Raw genomic sequence first — 16,354 nt, forward strand, 5'->3', positions numbered from 1 at the left:
CCTCCCTCCCTCCCGCCCTCCCCCGTCTGTCCGTCCCTCCCCCTTCGCACCTTCTTCGCGCGTCAGTAGTTGTCACCAAACCGCGCGTGAGACAGCCACTACTGGCGCCCGGAGGATGGCGTCCGGAGGATGGCGCGGGGTGCTGGCGCGGGGCGGAGTGCGGCCCCGCCGCTCGTGTTGCGAACGGTTCTCATCTGTCGCTATAGTGATACCGGTTCTCATTTAGAAAGTTCGGTATGCCACGCACCTCTCTCCCCCGCCACCCGCTCCGACTCGCCGCCCTCGGAGGCGCCGCGCTCGCCGCCGCGCTCCTGCTGAGCTCGTGCAGCGGCGGCGGATCCAGCGCCGCGGATTCGGGATCGGACCGCCTGCGAGTGGTCGCGACCACCACGCAGCTCGCCGATTTCGCGCAGCAGGTGGGGAGCGACGACATCGACCTCACCGGGCTGCTGGCGCCCGGCGCCTCGGCGCACCACTTCGACCCGACCCCGGCCGACCTGCTCGCACTCGGCGAGGCCGATGTGCTCATCGTGAACGGAGCGGGGCTGGAGACCTTCATCGACTCCGCGGTCGAGGCCTCGGGCTTCGACGGGGAGATCATCACCGCGAGCGAGGGCATCGACCTCGAGGAGGCGGAGGCGATCACCGCCGAGGGCGGCGATGCGCACGATCACGACCACGAGGCGGAGGAGCACGCCGCCGAGGATCACGACCACGCCGAGGAGGAGCACTCCGAAGACGAGCACGCCGAGGACGAGCACGACCACGGCAGCGTCAATCCCCACATCTGGACCTCGCCGCGCAATGCGGTGGGCATGGTGCAGGAGATCGCCACCGGGCTCGCGGCGGCCGATCCCGCCCACGCCGACGGCTACACCGAGCGCGGCGACGCGTACGTCGCGCAGCTCGACGAACTCGACGGCTGGATCTCGGCCCAGTTCGATCGCGTTCCGGCGGACGAGCGGGTGCTGGTGAGCGGCCACGACTCCCTGCGCTACTATCTGCACGACTACGGCATCGAGTTCGCGGGTTCCATCCTGCCGAGCTTCGAGGACAACGCCGAGCCGAGCGCTGCCGACATCGACGCCCTCGTCGCCTCGATCCGGGAGCACGGCGTCAAAGCCGTCTTCGTGGAGTCGTCGATGAGCCCGAAGCTGGCGCAGACCATCGCCCAGGAGGCCGGGGTGGAGGTGGTCGACGCGGAATCGCTCTACGCGGACTCGCTCGGCGCTCCGGGCAGCGAGGGCGAGACCTACATCGGCGCGACCCTGCACAACACCCGGGTGATCCTCGAGGCCTGGGGAGCCGAGGTCGACCCGGTACCCGCTACTCTGCAGGGATGACGTTCGCATCCTCCGACCGCCGCGGCATCGCTCTCTCGCTGAGCGATGCCGCGTTCGGCTATGCCGGGGAGACCCGCGTGCGGTCCCTCACGCTCGAGGTGCCCGAGGGCGCCGCGGTCGCGCTGATCGGGCCCAACGGATCGGGCAAGTCGACCCTGCTGCGCGGCATCCTGGGGCTCGCGGACCTCACCGCGGGGAGTGTGCGGGTGCTCGGCACCTCCCCGGACCGCGCCAGGCGCAGCGTCGGCTCGCTGCCGCAGGCCGACACCCGTGACGCCTCCCTGCCCGTCACGCTGCGGCAGGTGGTCGCGATGGGGCTGTACCGCTCCCGCGGCGCGCTGCGCCCGATCGGCCGCGAGGGGCGCGCGGCCGTCGCCCAGGCGCTCGAGCGCGTCGGGCTGGCGGCCTTCGCGGGGCGGCGCTTCGGCGAGCTCTCGGGCGGCCAGCAGCAGCGCGGGATCCTGGCGCGCGCCCTCGTCTCGGATCCCCGGCTGCTGCTGCTCGACGAGCCGTTCAACGGCCTCGACCGCGAGAACCGCGAGACGCTGCTGAGCCTCGTGCGCGAGCTGCGCGACGAGGGCCGCACCGTGATCGTCTCGACGCACGACCTCGAGATCGCCCAGCAGGCGTGCACGCACGTGCTGCTGCTCTCCTCCGGGCACCACCCGGGAGAGCCCGGGCACCCGGCCGCGTTCGGGCCCCTCGACGAGGCGCTCACCCTCGACGCGGTGCAGCACGCCTTCCAGGACACGACCGTCGAGCTCGATCAGCACACGGTGACCACCACGCGGGAGACGGAGTAGTGACCGCGGGGATCGTGGCGCTCGGCGCGGCGGTCGCCTCCGTCGACGGCGGATCCGGCTCCCTCGCCGCCGCATTCGCGCCGCTCGAGGTCTTCGCGCTGCCCTTCATGTGGCGCGCCCTGCTCACGGTCGCGGTCCTCGCGCTGGCCGCCGGCGTGGTGGGCCTCCTCATCAGCTTCCGCGAGCTCGAGTTCGTGAGCGACGGCCTCGTGCACGCCGTGTTCCCGGGCCTCGTGGTGGGCGCAGCGATCGGCGGCACCGCCGCCGTGCTGCCGGGGGCCGCGGTCGCGGCGGTGCTGGCGGCGGTGCTGTTCACGGTGATCGAGCGGCGGGGCGGGATCGGCGCCGACGCCGCGATCGCCGTGGTGCTGACGGGCCTCTTCAGCCTCGGCGTGGTGCTGGTCTCGCGCCAGGAGGGCTACGTCTCGCAGCTGCAGGAGCTCCTCTTCGGCCGGCTGCTCACCGTGACCGCGGCGCAGCTGTGGCAGATCCTCGTCGTCGCGGCGGTCGCGATCCTCATCGTCGTCCTCACCTGGCGGGCGCAGCTCTTCCGCGCCTTCGACGCGGCGGGCGCCGAGGCCGCCGGCTTCCGACCCCTCGCCGCCGATCTCGCGCTCGGCATCGCCGTGGCGCTGCTCGTGGTGGCGGGCGTGCAGGCGCTCGGCGTGCTCATGGTCATCGCGCTGCTCACCGTGCCGATGGCAGCGGCGCGGCTCCTCACCCGGGGCTTCGCGCTGCTGATCCCGATCGCGATCCTGCTGCCGCTCCTCGCGGGCGTGCTGGGGCTGTGGCTCTCGTTCGAGTGGTCGGTGGGGGCCGGGGCGACCGTATCGCCCGGCGCCGTGGTCGTGCTGCTGCTCGTGGCGCTGTACCTGGTCGCGGCGCTCGCGCGGGTCGTCACGACTCGGATCAGGATCCCCGCCCGGACGAGGAACGCGGATCCGGTCCGGGCGACGACCGGGAACCGCGCGGGGGCCGCCGCTTCCGCGGCGGGCGCGACGACCGGGAACGGCGCATGAGCTACTTCACGCTCGCCGCGCTCGAACTGGCCCTGCTCGGCCTGCTCTCCGGCCTCGCGGGCACGCTGATCGTGCTGCGCCGGCGCTCGTTCTTCGCGGTGGCGCTCAGCCACGCCACCTTCCCGGGTGGCGTCGTGTTCGCGATCGTCGGCTGGAACCTGCTGCTCGGCCAGGCGCTCTTCGCCCTGCTGCTCGTGCTCGTGATGACGCTGCTGGGCCGCATCCCCGGGCAGGGTCGGCAGGTGACGAGCGGCGTGGTGCTCTCGTTCGGCTTCGCGCTCGGGACGCTGCTCGCGAGCCTCAACCCCGGGCTGGGGGTGCCCGTCGAGGCGCTGCTCGTCGGCTCGCCGCTCGGGGTGACCGCCGGAGACGTCCTCGCCACGGCCGGTGTGCTGGCGGCGGCACTCGCGGTGCTCGCGCTGACGTGGCGCCGGATCCTGTTCCACACCTTCGACCCGGTCGGTTACGCCGCCGCGGGGTTCCGGGTGTGGCCCGTCGACCTGGTGGTCACCGCGGTGATCGCCGCGGCCGTCGTGGTGTCGATGCCGGCGGTCGGGGCGATCCTCGGTGTGGCCGTGCTCATCGGGCCGGCCGCCACCGCGCGGGTGCTCGTGTCGCGGCTCGAGTGGATCCCGCCGCTCTCCGCGGCGATCGGGATCGCCGGGGGCGTCGCGGGGCTCTGGATCTCGCGCGAATTCGGCGTCGCGGCGGGGGGCTCGGTGGGGCTCGTGATCACCGGGATGTTCCTGCTGGCGCTCGTGGCGAGGGCATGCCTGCAGCGAACCCGGCGCTCTTCTGCCCGGAACTTCGCTACGGTGGAGTGAGGATCGGCGGGAGGTGCGTGATGGAGCCGAAGATGCAGCCCAAGCGGAACACGTGGCAGCGCGAGGCGGTGCGGGCGGCGCTCGCCGAGCACCGGGGCTTCGTGAGCGCCCAGCAGCTGCACCAGGCGCTGCGCGACGGGGGGTCGACCATCGGCCTGGCCACGGTCTATCGAGCGCTGGCCGGTCTCGCCGAGTCGGGCGAGGCCGACTCGCTCCAGTCGCCGGAGGGTGAGAACCTGTTCCGGTCCTGCATCACGCCCGGCCATCACCACCACCTGATCTGCCGCAGCTGCGGGGAGACGCGGGAGCTCTCGGCCGCCGTGGTCGAGGAGTGGACGAGGCGGGTGGGCGCCGAGCACGGCTTCACCGAGATCGAGCACGTCGTGGATCTCTTCGGCCTCTGCGCGCGCTGCCGCGCCGCCGCTGACGCGTAGCCGGCCCCGGCGTGCGCGGATCCGCCGGGGCGATACGCTCCTAGGCGGTCGCGATGACGACGATCGGGTCGGTCGTCGGCAGACCCGTGGGCGAGCCGCCGCGATCCTCGACCGTCACCGCGAGCGCGTCGCCCGGTTCGAAGCCCTGAGCGAGCACGGCCGCGCCCCCCGTGTCGTCCGCGCGCATGACGCCGAGCGAGATGGGCCGGTCGCCGCGCACGATCCACAGCTCGTAGTCCCGCTCGGCGGGGGCGGCCGGCATCCCCTCGGTCACGAGCACCGCCTGCCGTACGGAGTCGGACCAGTGCAGCGTCGCCTCCCCGCCGCCCTCGAGCTCGATCGTCGCCGTGCGCGCATCGCCGGCCGATTCGACCTCCTGGAGGGCGACGGAGGCCGGGTCCTGCGGCGCGAGCGCGCCGCGCAGCGGCAGCGCGAGTGCCGCCACCAGCAGCACGGCGACCGACGCCGCCAGGGCGAACCAGCCCGCCAGGCGGCGGCGCGACCGGGCGATGCCCGTCCCGGCGCGCCTCGTGTCCTCGTCGGCCGCGTCGCTCCCAGGGGGTGCGGTCGCCTCGAACTGCGGGGTGCCCGAGATCAGATCGAGGATCGCCCCGCGCGCCGCGGCGGGCGGGGCGACCTCCGCGGCCGTCGCACCGAGCGCTGCGGCGGTCTCGCGGTCCTCGTCGACCACCGGCTGCCACTCCGGATGCGCCGCCAGCGCCTCCGAGAACGCCTGCTCCTGTTCGGGCGAGAGCGCGTGCAGCGCGCGCGCTGCGGAGAGCTCGCGGAATTGCCGCTCGTTCATCGCGTCGCCTCCATTTCGTTCCTGAGCCGGGTCAATCCATCTCGGATGCGTGTCTTGACGGTGCCGAGCGGGGTTCCGAGCAGCACCGAGATCTCGCTCTGGCTGTACCCGCCGAAGTAGGCGAGCACGATGGCGCGGCGCTGGGGTTCGGGGAGCCCGTCGAGCCCCCGCACCGCCCGGGTCCCCTCGATCAGGAGCTCCACCTCATCCTCGACGCCGGGCTGCGCCTGAGCCAGGTCCCTCGCCCCGGCTGCGAGATCCCTGCGCCGCGCGGCCTGAGAGGCGCGCACCCGATCGACGGCCCGGCGATGCGCGATGGTGAGGAGCCACGTGCGAGCGCTGCCACGATCCGGATCGAACGAGGCCGCGGACTGCCAGGCCTCGAGGAAGACCTCCTGCAGCACCTCCTCGCTCTGGGAGCGGTCGACCAGTACACGGAGGATCAGGCCGAACACCCGAGCGGAGAGCAGATCGTAGAGCCCGGCGAAGGCGCGCTGATCGCCGTGGGCGGCGCGCGCCAGCGCCTCGTCCGCGGGATCGGCCCCCGAGCCGTCGTCCGCCATCTCGATTCCGTCGATGACCATCGTGTCCAGCATGCCCCATTCACCTCCGATCCGTCCGGTCCCGTGCGTGCGAGTCGTCGTCGCCCCGCGGTACGGCGCCTACCCGAAGGTGAACGAGTAGACGCGCACGTCCTTCGGCACCCGCACCTCGAGGGTGCCGGAGCCGGGGTCGCGATCCTCGACGAGACGGTAGGAGCGCGGGGTGCCGGTGATCTCGACGGACCGCGTGCCGCCGCCCTCCACCTCGACGTCGAGGGTGCCGCTGCCCGCGATCACCGCGCGCACCTCCTGGCCGCGGTACTCGAGCCTGATCCCGCCGCCCTCGTCGGTCGTCGGCGTGGCGAACTGGGTCTCGATCGTCCACCTGCCGTCGAGAGCGAAGGTGTCGGGCCGCGGATCCTCCGGAAAGGCGTACTCGCGGTCGCCCGCGCGGTACTCCTCGGGGCCCGCGAAGTTGCGGTCCTTGGACCAGCCGAGGAAGGTCTCGGGGGTCGTGCTGCCGAGTTCGGGCGTGCGGTCGGCGACCTCCGTCTCGGGCGGGAGCCGCACATCGGGGTCCGCGTCTCGCAGCAGCTCGCGGATGAGCTGTTCGGTGGCCTCGTAGTTGCCCTCGCCGAACGAGATGTGGCGCACGACGCCCCGCGCATCGATGAGGTAGTGCGCCGGCCAATACCGATTGCGGTAGTTCGTCCAGGTCGACAGCCGGTTGTCGAGAGCCACCGGGTAGGTGATCCCGAACTCCCGGGCGCCCGCCTCGACGTTCGCGCGGTCCTTCTCGAAGGCGTACTCCGGCGAGTGCACCCCGATGACCTCGAGTCCCGCGTCCCGGTACGCCTCGTCCCACGCGACCACGTGGGGGATGGAGCGCTGGCAGTTGATGCACGAGTAGGCCCAGAAGTCGATGAGCACGACCTCTCCCCGCAGCTCCTGCAGATCGATGCCGCCGCCGTCGGGGGTGTTCAGCCAGCCGTCGATGCCCCTGATGGACGGGGCGGTCCCGCACGACTCCAGTTCTGCGGCGCCGTTCGTGCACCGGTCGAGTTCGCGGTTCTCGTCGGTGACGAGACCCCCGAGGTTCAGCGCGCTCCTGCCGGCATCGCTCTCGGCGAGCCCCTTCTGGAAGCCTGCGGTGTAGTCGGGCAGGAGCCGCTGCAGGGCCTGCGGCGCATCGAAGGCGAGCCCGACGGCGAGAGCGACCAGCGCGACGCCGCCCACGATGCGGACGGTGCGCTCGCGCCTGCGGAAGCCGCGGATGCGCTGCGCGACGCCGCGCCCCGCGAGCGCGAACCCGAGCAGCGGGATCGCGACGCCGATCGCGAACGAGACGGTGAGCAGCACCGTCTCCGGGCCGATCCGGCCGGTCGCGCCGGCGACGATGATCGCGGCGAGCACGGGACCCGCGCAGGGCACGAAGACGGTGCCGAGCGCGAGGCCCATGCCGAAGCCGTTGCCGCCCTCCCCGACCTTGCGGCGGGGCAGGCGCTGGAAGGGCTTCTCGAGCAGCTGCTCGAAGCCGGGGAACAGCATGCCGACGCCGATGACCAGCAGCACCGCCACCCCCGCCCAGCGGATCGCGCCCTGCGGGATCCCCAGCAACCCCAGCAGCAGAGAGCCGAGCAGGGTGACCACCGAGAAGCTCAGCACGAGCCCCGCGATGATCCAGTACGGTCGGCTGCGCTTCGCGGGAATCACCTCGGGCGTCTTTCCCGGCGCGGCGGGCTGCGCTCCCGCTGTCAGGAAGATGACCGGCAGCACCGGAAGGATGCACGGCGAGATGCCGGTGATGAGTCCGCCGAGCAGACCGATGAGCACGATATCCATGAGTAGCCCTCTCTGTTGCGGAAGTCTTCGGAGCGGAGGGCGGATCGGATGGGTGCGGCTCGGTGGCCCCGGTCGGCGTCCCCGCCGCCGTGATCCTGCCGGCGACGTCGTGTGCCGGAGAACGTTCTCGACGGATATCCCATCCGATCCCGCGACGGCTCCGAAGACGTTCACAAGCCGCGGAGATCCGCGGATCATCATCTGAGGAGGAACCATGTTCACGAAGAAGAAGACCCTCGGCGCCGCCTTCGCACTGACGCTGGCCGGGGCAGCGGTGCTGACCGGCTGCTCGATGGGTGCGCCGATGGACGATGCCGCCGAGGATCAGACCTCGGAGCAGCCCCGGGAGAACGCGGCCGGCGAGGACGCCGGCTCGTCGGATTCGTCGATGGAGTCCGCCGACCCGGCGGCGAACCTCGTCGGACCGGGCTGTGCGGCCTACGCCGAGGCGGTACCCGACGGCGCCGGCTCGATCCAGGGCATGTCGCAGGACCCGGTCGCGGTCGCGGCCTCGAACAACCCGATGCTCACCACGCTCGTCGCTGCGGTCAGCGGCCAGCTGAACCCCGACGTCGACCTCGTCGATACCCTGAACGGCGACGAGTTCACCGTCTTCGCTCCGGTCGACGACGCGTTCGGCGAGATCGACGCCGCGACCATCGACACGCTGAAGACCGACAGCGAGATGCTCGCCGGGATCCTGACCTACCACGTGGTGCCCGGTCAGATCGAGCCCGCCGATATCGCAGGCACCCACACCACCGTCCAGGGAGGGGACCTCGAGGTGACCGGTTCGGGCGACGAGCTCATGGTCAACGACGCGAGCGTCGTCTGCGGCGGCGTGCAGACCGCGAACGCGACCGTCTACCTGATCGACGGCGTGCTGATGCCCCCGGCCGAGTGAGTGCCCGGCGCCCGATCTCGCAGAGGCCCGGTGGCACGACGACGCGCCCGTTGCTCGCTCAGGCGAGGCGGGCGCGTCGCCGTGCGCGGCCCGGTCGTGCGCGTCTCGGCCGTGCCGCGAGTCCCGCGGCGGCGACCGGCGGCGACCGGTGCGGGCGCCGGTGCGGGAACCGGGCGCAGGCGCCGCCCGAGCCCCCCGCGTGCACTCCTCCGGCCCCGCTCGGGAGCCCGGCAACGGTCCCATTCCGATTGAGATACGGAATGGTAACGATTTCTCAGATTCGCGCGCGAGGGATCGGGTCCGGTCGCTCCCGATCCATGGTTTTGTGTCCCCTGAACAGGGGTTTCGTGCTCCCAATATTGCATTTGGAGGATGGGCGCAAGACCCTGTTCCCGGGCCGCGAATCGTCCTAGTATCTGCCCCATGGCAAAGACGACAGCGATCAGAGTGGCTCGCGACGATCGGGAACCACTGGTCATCATCAGCGACGTGAACAAGCACTACGGCGATCTGCACGTGTTGAACAACATCAACACCCAGGTGGGCCGGGGCGAGGTGGTCGTGGTGCTCGGCCCCTCGGGTTCGGGTAAATCGACCCTCTGCCGGGCGATCAACCGTCTGGAGACCATCGACTCCGGCACGATCACGATCGACGGACAGCCGCTGCCCGAGGAGGGCAAGGGGCTCGCGAAGCTCCGCGCCGACGTGGGCATGGTCTTCCAGTCCTTCAACCTCTTCGCGCACAAGACGATCCTCGAGAACGTGACGCTCGGCCCGATCAAGGTGCGCGGGCTGAGCCGGAAGGCCGCGGAGGAGAAGGCGATGGCGCTGCTCGACCGCGTCGGCATCGCGAACCAGGCGAAGAAGCTGCCCTCGCAGCTGTCCGGCGGCCAGCAGCAGCGCGTGGCGATCGCGCGCTCCCTCGCGATGGATCCGAAGCTGATCCTGCTCGACGAGCCGACGAGCGCGCTCGATCCCGAGATGATCAACGAGGTGCTCGACGTGATGATCAGTCTCGCCAACGAGGGCATGACGATGGTCGCGGTGACGCACGAGATGGGCTTCGCGCGCCGGGCCGCCGATCGGATCGTGTTCATGTCGGACGGGCAGATCGTGGAGGAGGCGACGCCGGAGCAGTTCTTCACCGACCCGCAGACCTCGAGGGCCAAGGACTTCCTCTCGAAGATCCTCAACCACTGACCACCCACCCCGTGCCGGCCGTGTGCCACCGCACCCGGTCGGAGCGAAATCAGAGGGACCGGCACGAACCGGACTCCAACGAAGAAAAGGCAGGAATCTCATGCGAATCGCAAAGTATGCAGCAGTGATCGTGGCCGCGGGGGCGCTGGCGCTCTCCGCCTGCGCCTCCGGATCCCCGAACGCGGGCGACGGCGAGGACGCCGGCCCGGCACCGGTCGAGGAGACCAGCTTCGAGGCCGGCACCACGATGGCCGAGCTGAACGAGGCGGGCAAGATCACGATCGGCACGAAGTTCGATCAGCCGCTGTTCGGCCTCATGGGCCCGTCGGGCACGCCCGAGGGCTTCGACGTCGAGATCGGCAAGCTCATCGCCGCGAACCTCGGTCTCTCCGAGGACCAGATCGAGTGGAAGGAGGCGGTCTCCGCGAATCGCGAGCCCTTCATCCAGAACGGCGAGGTCGACATCGTCGTGGCCACCTACACGATCAACGACGAGCGCAAGCAGGTCATCTCGTTCGCGGGGCCGTACTACCTCGCCGGTCAGGATCTGCTGGTGCTGCAGGGCAACCCGGACGGCATCGCGGGCGTCGACGACGTGAAGGGCAAGAAGGTCTGCTCGGTCACCGGCTCGACCTCGGAGCAGAACCTCAAGGACGCCGGCGTCGAGGTGCTTGCGACCGACACCTACTCGAACTGCCTCGAGCCGCTGCGCTCGGGCGAGGTGGTCGCGGTGTCGACCGACAACGTGATCCTCGCGGGTCTCGCCGACCAGAACCAGGGCGAGTTCGAGGTCGTCGACAACCCCTTCACCGAAGAGCCCTACGGCATCGGCCTGCAGAAGGACGACGAGGAGTTCCGCAACTTCATCAACGACGTGCTCGAGCAGTCGTTCGAGGACGGCGAATGGGCCGCGGCGTGGGAGCGGACGGCGGGCAAGGTGCTCTCGACGCCCGAGCCGCCGGCGATCGACCGCTACTGAGCGCGGCCGCCGGGTGAGCGCGACGACGCGCTCGCCCGGCGCACTCCTCAGACCCACCTGTTCCCAACGAAGGGATCCTCTACCGTGGACGTCCTGATCGCGAACGCCGGCGACGTGTTCGCCGGGTTCTTCATGACCCTCAGGCTGCTGCTCTTCGGCGGCCTCGGTGCGATGGCGATCGGCCTCGTCGTCGCCACCATGCGAATCTCCCCCGTGGCGTCGCTCCGCGCGTTCGCCACGGTCTACACGGAGCTCGTGCGCAACATCCCGCTCACGCTGCTGCTGTTCTTCATGGTGTTCGTGCTGCCGCTCATCGCCACGAGCAAACCCCCGTACGAGGTGCTCGCGTCGATCGGCCTCGCCATCTACACCTCGCCGTTCGTGGCCGAGGCGCTGCGCAGCGGCATCAACGGCGTGCCGGTGGGGCAGGCCGAGGCGGCCCGCTCGATCGGCCTCGCCTTCGGGCAGACGCTGACCCTGATCGTGCTGCCCCAGGCGCTGCGCATGGTGGTGCCGCCGCTCATCAACGTGTTCATCGCGCTCACGAAGAACACGTCGGTCGCCGGCGGCTTCTTCGTGGTCGAGCTCTTCGCGACGGCGCGGCAGCTCACCAACGCCAACGGGCAGGCGGTGATCCCGATCCTGGTCGGGGTCGCGTGCTTCTATCTGCTGATCACCATTCCGCTCGGCCTCATCGCCGGGCAGATCGAGAAGAAGGTGCGGGTGCTGCGATGAGTCACGCAACGGTTCTCTACGACGCCCCGGGTCCCCGGGCCCGCACGCGCTCGCGCATCATCTCGGTGGTCGGCGTGATCGCGGTGGCCGCGCTCCTCGGCTGGGTGATCTGGCGGCTCGCTCAGCCGCAGGTCGCCGTCAACGGCAACGTCACCCCGAGCATGCTCGACGGCTCCCGCTGGAACGTGCTCGCCTACGGCGAGGTGTGGCAATACATCGGCTCCGGCGTCTGGAACACGCTGCGTGCGGCGGCGGTGGCGATGGTCGGCGCGCTGCTCGTGGGCGTGCTCTTCGCGTTCGGGCGGCTGGCGGACACCGCCCTCATTCGCGTCCCCACGACCGTGCTGCTCGAGTTCTTCCGCGGCATGCCCGTGCTGCTGATGATGCTCTTCATCCTGCTGGTCGCCTCCACCGGCGCCTTCTGGGCCGTGGTCATCGCGCTCATCATCTACAACGGCGCGATCGTCGGCGAGGCGCTGCGCGCCGGCATCGTCTCGCTCAACAAGGGGCAGCGCGAGGCGGGTCTCTCCATCGGTCTCACCCCCGTGCGCACCCGGCTCATGATCGAGTTCCCGCAGGCCTTCGTGCAGATGCTGCCGATCCTCATCGCGCAGATGGTGGTGCTGCTGAAGGACACCTCGCTCGGATACATCGTCGCCTACCCCGAGCTGGCCAAGACGGTGAAAGACATGGCCAACTACTACGGCAACGGGTACATGTTCACCTTCTGGCTGGTCGCGGTGCTGATCTACCTGGCCATCAACCTCGCGGTGTCCTGGTTCGGGCGCCGCATGGCCCGGTTCGCAGCCGCCCGGGGCGGCAAGGCGGGCGCGGCACCCGGTGCGGTCGGGGGCGGTGGGGACGGCACGGCGGCGGCAGAGGGCGTCGCAGCACCCGGCGCCGCTCCGCAGAAACCCTGATCCGGTGACGCCGGCGAACGGGCGGGCGGGTGCGGCGGTCGGATCCTCGGCCCCCGCACCCGCCTATCTCGACCCCGCGACCGGTGATCACCACCCCCTGCACGAGCCGCGCTGGCGCTCGGCGACGGGCGGGCCGCTGCTCATCACCCCGAGCGAGGGGATGGGACCGGCCGACATCGACACGGCCGAGCGCAGCCTGTGGCGGTATCGCGCCGCCCTGGCGCTGGAGATCGAGCGGCCCATCAGCCTCGGCGAGGGGTGCACGCCGCTCGTGGAGCGCGAGTGGACGCACGGCCGACCGCTCTTCAAGCTCGAGTGGTTCTCGCCGAGCGGCAGCTTCAAGGATCGCGGCGCGAGCGTGATGCTCTCGGCGCTGCGGCAGCAGGGCGTGCGCGCGGTGATCGAGGACAGCTCCGGCAACGGCGGCGCGGCGATCGCGGCCTACGGCGCCGCGGGCGGGCTCGACGTCACGGTGTTCGCCCCCGCTTCGACCTCTCCGGCCAAGCTCGTGCAGGCGCGCGCGTACGGGGCGCGGATCGAGCCGGTCGAGGGCCCGCGCGAGGCGGCGCAGGCGGCCGCGATCGCGGCCGCCGAGCGGGGCGAGGGCTTCTACGCGAGCCACAACTGGCAGGCGTTCTTCCTCGAGGGCACGAAGACCCTCGCCTACGAGATCTGGGAGGACCTCGGCTTCCGCGCGCCCGACGCCGTGGTGATGCCGGTGGGCGCCGGGAGCAGTCTGCTCGGCTGCTTCTTCGGCTTCTCCGAGCTGCAGCGGGCCGGGGCGATCGAGCGCCTGCCGCGGTTGTACGCCGCGCAGCCGCTGCACTGCTCGCCCCTCGACGCCGCGCTCCGGGGCGAGACGGCGCGGCCCGTGCTGCCGACCATCGCGGAGGGCACCGCGATCCGGAACCCGCTGCGTCTCAGAGGACTCGTGGCCGCCGTGCACCACAGCGGGGGATCCTCCGTGGCCGTGCCGGAGGAGGGGATCGTCGAGGCGCACGCCGCTCTCGCCCGGCAGGGGCTCTACGTGGAGCCGACGAGCGCGACGGCGGCGGCCGCGTACGGGCGCCTGATCGCGACGAGCGAGATCCGCGCGACCGAGACGGCGGTCGTCATCCTCACGGGGTCCGGGCTCAAGGCCTCGGGCGCCGCTCCAGCCGCCGACCGAGCGAGCGGAGCGAGACGAGATCGAGGATCGCCGCGCGGCCCCTCAGCTCAGCCGTGACCGGGGCGCCATCGTGTCGGTGTGCCCGGGATCGTCGAAGACGGCGTCGCCGAGTGCGGCGTCGATCGCCGCGAGCGTGTCGGCGTCGAGTCGCACCCCCGAGGCCTTGACGGTCTCGGCGAGCTGCTCGGGGCGCGAGGCGCCGACGAGCGCCGAGGCGACGTTCGGGTTCTGCAGCACCCAGGCGATCGCCAGCTGCGGCATCGTGAGGCCGGCCTGATCGGCGATCGGCCGCAGTCGCTGCACGGCCTCGAGCACCTCGTCGCGCATGAACGACTCGATGAACTTCGCGCCGCCGTGCTCGTCGGTGGCGCGGGAGCCCGCCGGCGCAGCGGTCCCCGGTCGGTACTTGCCCGACAGCACGCCCTGCGCCATCGGCGACCACACGATCTGCGAGATCCCGAGCTCCTGCGACGCGGGAACCACCCTGCCCTCGATGACGCGCCACAGCATCGAGTACTGGGGCTGGTTCGAGATGAGCTGCACCCCGAGCGCCTTCGCCAGGGCATGCCCCTCGCGCAACTGCTCGGCGGTCCACTCCGAGACGCCGATGTAGAGCGCCTTCCCCTGGCGCACGATGTCGGCGAAGGCCTGGAAGGTCTCCTCCAGAGGGGTCTGCACGTCGAAGCGGTGCGCCTGGTAGAGGTCGACGTAGTCCGTGCCGAGGCGGCGGAGCGAACCGTTGACGGAGTCCATGATGTGCTTGCGGCTGAGGCCCGTGTCGTTCGGGCCCTTGGGGCCGGTGGGGAAGTACACCTTGGTGAAGATCTCCAGGCTCTCGCGGCGCTGCCCGCTCAGCGCCCTGCCGAGCACCTCCTCGGCCTGCAGATTGGCGTACGTATCGGCCGTGTCGAACGTGGTGATGCCCGCGTCGAGGGCCGCGTGCACGGTGGCGGTGGCCGCGGCGTCGTCGATCTGCGAGCCGTGGGTGATCCAGTTGCCGTACGTGATCTCCGAGACCTTGAAACCGCTGTTGCCGAGATACCTGTATGCCACCATGCTGTTCACACTAGCGGCGGGCGCGGCACGTGGCCAGGGCGCCGGGACGCTCGCCCGGTGCCCGCCGCGACCAGCGCCCGGTCAGCCTTGCGGGGAGCCTTCTCCGGTGCCGGCCTCGGCGTCGGAGAGTGGCGTCGGCGCGATCCACGTCCACTGCGCGAACTTCGCGGAGCGCCCGTCGCCGCTCGAGCGCCCGGTGAGGCGCCGCTGCACCCAGGGCACCACGTGCTCGCGGGCGTAGCGCAGCTGCTCCCTGCGGGTGGGGCGCGGGATCGGCGCGGCCTCGACCGCCCAGGTGCTCGGGGGCGCGAGATCCAGCGCGCGCAGCACGTTGGCCGCCACGCGATGGTGCCCGACCGGGGCCAGGTGCAGACGGTCGCGCGACCAGTACTGCAGCCCCGCGAGCTCGGGGTCGCTCCAGTTGTCGACGAAGCGGATCCCGAGCCGCTCGGCGATCCCGCTCGCGGCCCGCACCAGCTCGTCGCCCTTGGCCCGCACGCGGGCGCCGCCGGGCAGTCCCGCCGTGGGGTTGGCGCCGGCGAGGAGCAGCGGATCGGCGCCCGCCTCGCGGATCCGGATGAGCGCGCGTTCGGTCTCGGCCGTGATCCACGCGAGGTCGGTCCCGGGGCGCAGCATGTCGTTGCCGCCGCCGTTGAAGCTCACGAGCGTGGGGCCGAGCGCCAGCGCGGGCCCCAGCTGCTCCGCGATGATCGGGGCGAGCAGGCGGCCGCGGATCGCGAGGTTCGCGTACTGGATCGGCTCGCCCGTCGCGTCGGCGATCCCCTGCGCGACGAGGTCGGCCCAGCCGCGCACGGAGCCGTCCGGCCGCTCGTCGCCCACGCCTTCCGTGAAGCTGTCGCCGATCGCGACGTAGCGGATCCGCGCGCGTGCCTGCCCTTCGATCACCAGTCCAGCCTATGCCCACCTCGACCGCTGACAGCTGCGAGGGGCTGCGGGGCCCGCTGCGCGAGTTCGGCGCGGCCCTGCAGAGCGCGAGCCCCGCGCGCGGGGTCAGGAGGCGTCCTCCTCCATCGCGCGGAACTCCGCGACGGTGCGGGATGCGGCCTGGATGTGCGCGAGCGTGAGCCGTTCCGCGGCGTCGGCGTCGCGGCGCGAGATCGCCGCGACGATCTCCTGGATCTCCTGCAGCGACGTGCGGCTGCGTCCGGGGATCGAGAGGGAACTCGCCTGCGCCAGCATGATGCGCTGGCGCAGGCCGTGGCTGATGCGCTGCAGCTCGGCGTTCCCGGCGCCCTCGAAGAGGATCTCGTAGAAGTCGGTTTTCAGCCGCGTCATGTCGGCGGGGCTATCGGCCACCTCCGCGAGCTCCTCGACCGACGCCTCGAGTGCGCGGAGCAGCCGCGGAGAGGCTCGCTCGACGAAGAGTCGAGAGGCGAGCGCCTCCAGGCGCCCGCGGATCTCGTAGATGTCCTGCGCCTCCGCGGTGGTGAGGCCGGCCACGATCGTGCCGCGGCCCTGCGCCGAGCGCACGAGGCCCTCCGACTCCAGCTGCCGGATCGCCTCGCGCACGGTCGCCCGCGACGCCGTCGTCGCCTCGCAGATCTCGCGTTCGATCAGCGGGGTGCCCGGCGCGAGTGCGAGGCGGAAGATCGCGTCGCGGAGATAGTCGGCGACCTGATCTCGCACGAGAGATTCGGGGCGCTTGATGTGCCGTTCAGGGAGAGAGATCGAGCTGGCCATGCCTGAGTGTAACATCTCAGACATCCACATGGTTGACATGTCAGACAGCAGACAGTAACTTGGCCTCCAAGCGATCACC

Annotated in this window: 17 protein-coding genes; 11 read left to right on the forward strand and 6 right to left on the reverse strand. The window is 71.4% G+C overall.

The genetic code is table 11. The annotated features are described in order from the left end of the window. Positions 1-236 precede the first annotated feature (236 nt). From ACWKZU_RS09045 to ACWKZU_RS09065, 5 genes are read left to right on the forward strand one after another with little or no spacing between them, the layout of a single operon-like run. Positions 237-1,343, forward strand: coding sequence for a metal ABC transporter substrate-binding protein (locus ACWKZU_RS09045; RefSeq protein WP_449281997.1), 1,107 nt, complete (start codon positions 237-239; stop codon positions 1,341-1,343). Further along, positions 1,340-2,146, forward strand: a complete 807-nt coding sequence (locus tag ACWKZU_RS09050; RefSeq protein ID WP_449281998.1) for a metal ABC transporter ATP-binding protein — start codon at positions 1,340-1,342, stop codon at positions 2,144-2,146. The genes ACWKZU_RS09045 and ACWKZU_RS09050 overlap by 4 nt, the downstream gene beginning before the upstream one ends. Then, complete coding sequence (locus ACWKZU_RS09055; protein ID WP_449281999.1) at positions 2,146-3,165, forward strand: metal ABC transporter permease; 1,020 nt, start codon at positions 2,146-2,148, stop codon at positions 3,163-3,165. Before ACWKZU_RS09050 ends, ACWKZU_RS09055 begins: the two co-directional genes overlap by 1 nt. Beyond that, positions 3,162-3,989, forward strand: a complete 828-nt coding sequence (locus tag ACWKZU_RS09060; protein WP_449282000.1) for a metal ABC transporter permease — start codon at positions 3,162-3,164, stop codon at positions 3,987-3,989. The genes ACWKZU_RS09055 and ACWKZU_RS09060 overlap by 4 nt, the downstream gene beginning before the upstream one ends. A 32-nt stretch (positions 3,990-4,021) precedes the next feature. Further along, positions 4,022-4,423, forward strand: a complete 402-nt coding sequence (locus tag ACWKZU_RS09065; RefSeq protein WP_449282001.1) for a Fur family transcriptional regulator — start codon at positions 4,022-4,024, stop codon at positions 4,421-4,423. Positions 4,424-4,463: 40 nt separating this feature from the next. Here the strand turns inward: ACWKZU_RS09065 and ACWKZU_RS09070 are convergent, their stop codons facing one another. From ACWKZU_RS09070 to ACWKZU_RS09080, 3 genes are all read right to left on the reverse strand, one after another. Then, positions 4,464-5,228 (reverse strand): anti-sigma factor, encoded by a 765-nt coding sequence (locus tag ACWKZU_RS09070; RefSeq protein WP_449282002.1) that lies wholly within the window; start codon positions 5,226-5,228, stop codon positions 4,464-4,466. Continuing rightward, entirely contained in the window at positions 5,225-5,824 is a 600-nt protein-coding gene (gene sigK / locus ACWKZU_RS09075) for an ECF RNA polymerase sigma factor SigK (RefSeq protein ID WP_449282003.1), read from the reverse strand. The genes ACWKZU_RS09070 and sigK overlap by 4 nt, the downstream gene beginning before the upstream one ends. Before the next feature lie 66 nt (positions 5,825-5,890). Beyond that, positions 5,891-7,612, reverse strand: a complete 1,722-nt coding sequence (locus ACWKZU_RS09080) for a cytochrome c biogenesis protein DipZ (RefSeq protein WP_449282004.1) — start codon at positions 7,610-7,612, stop codon at positions 5,891-5,893. Between the two features lie 214 nt (positions 7,613-7,826). Here ACWKZU_RS09080 and ACWKZU_RS09085 point away from each other — a divergent pair, with 214 nt between their 5' ends. The 6 genes from ACWKZU_RS09085 to ACWKZU_RS09110 all read left to right on the forward strand — a co-directional run bounded on the left by ACWKZU_RS09085 (position 7,827) and on the right by ACWKZU_RS09110 (position 13,575). After that, positions 7,827-8,516 carry a fasciclin domain-containing protein gene (locus tag ACWKZU_RS09085; RefSeq protein ID WP_449282005.1) on the forward strand — a complete coding sequence of 230 codons (690 nt, stop codon included), beginning with the start codon at positions 7,827-7,829 and terminating at the stop codon, positions 8,514-8,516. Positions 8,517-8,939: 423 nt separating this feature from the next. Beyond that, positions 8,940-9,716 carry an amino acid ABC transporter ATP-binding protein gene (locus ACWKZU_RS09090; protein WP_449282006.1) on the forward strand — a complete coding sequence of 259 codons (777 nt, stop codon included), beginning with the start codon at positions 8,940-8,942 and terminating at the stop codon, positions 9,714-9,716. 100 nt (positions 9,717-9,816) lie between these two features. After that, the gene (locus ACWKZU_RS09095; protein WP_449282007.1) at positions 9,817-10,695 is read left to right on the forward strand and encodes a glutamate ABC transporter substrate-binding protein; all 879 of its coding nucleotides are present in this window, start codon (positions 9,817-9,819) and stop codon (positions 10,693-10,695) included. An 84-nt stretch (positions 10,696-10,779) separates the two neighbouring features. Next, a complete protein-coding gene (locus tag ACWKZU_RS09100) occupies positions 10,780-11,430 on the forward strand; it encodes an amino acid ABC transporter permease (protein ID WP_449282008.1) in 651 nt (216 codons plus the stop codon). Continuing rightward, positions 11,427-12,350: an amino acid ABC transporter permease gene (locus tag ACWKZU_RS09105; RefSeq protein WP_449282009.1), complete on the forward strand. Its 924-nt coding sequence runs from the start codon at positions 11,427-11,429 to the stop codon at positions 12,348-12,350. Before ACWKZU_RS09100 ends, ACWKZU_RS09105 begins: the two co-directional genes overlap by 4 nt. A 4-nt stretch (positions 12,351-12,354) precedes the next feature. After that, positions 12,355-13,575 (forward strand): pyridoxal-phosphate dependent enzyme, encoded by a 1,221-nt coding sequence (locus ACWKZU_RS09110; protein ID WP_449282010.1) that lies wholly within the window; start codon positions 12,355-12,357, stop codon positions 13,573-13,575. Here the strand turns inward: ACWKZU_RS09110 and ACWKZU_RS09115 are convergent. The 3 genes from ACWKZU_RS09115 to ACWKZU_RS09125 form a co-directional block, all read right to left on the reverse strand. Beyond that, a complete protein-coding gene (locus tag ACWKZU_RS09115) occupies positions 13,561-14,574 on the reverse strand; it encodes an aldo/keto reductase family protein (RefSeq protein WP_449282011.1) in 1,014 nt (337 codons plus the stop codon). The genes ACWKZU_RS09110 and ACWKZU_RS09115 overlap by 15 nt on opposite strands. Positions 14,575-14,655: 81 nt before the next feature. Further along, positions 14,656-15,480, reverse strand: coding sequence for an SGNH/GDSL hydrolase family protein (locus tag ACWKZU_RS09120; RefSeq protein ID WP_449282012.1), 825 nt, complete (start codon positions 15,478-15,480; stop codon positions 14,656-14,658). 105 nt (positions 15,481-15,585) lie between these two features. Next, positions 15,586-16,275: a GntR family transcriptional regulator gene (locus ACWKZU_RS09125; protein ID WP_449282013.1), complete on the reverse strand. Its 690-nt coding sequence runs from the start codon at positions 16,273-16,275 to the stop codon at positions 15,586-15,588. Positions 16,276-16,354 lie beyond the last annotated feature (79 nt).

The sequence above is a fragment of the Leucobacter sp. genome (assembly GCF_053528595.1).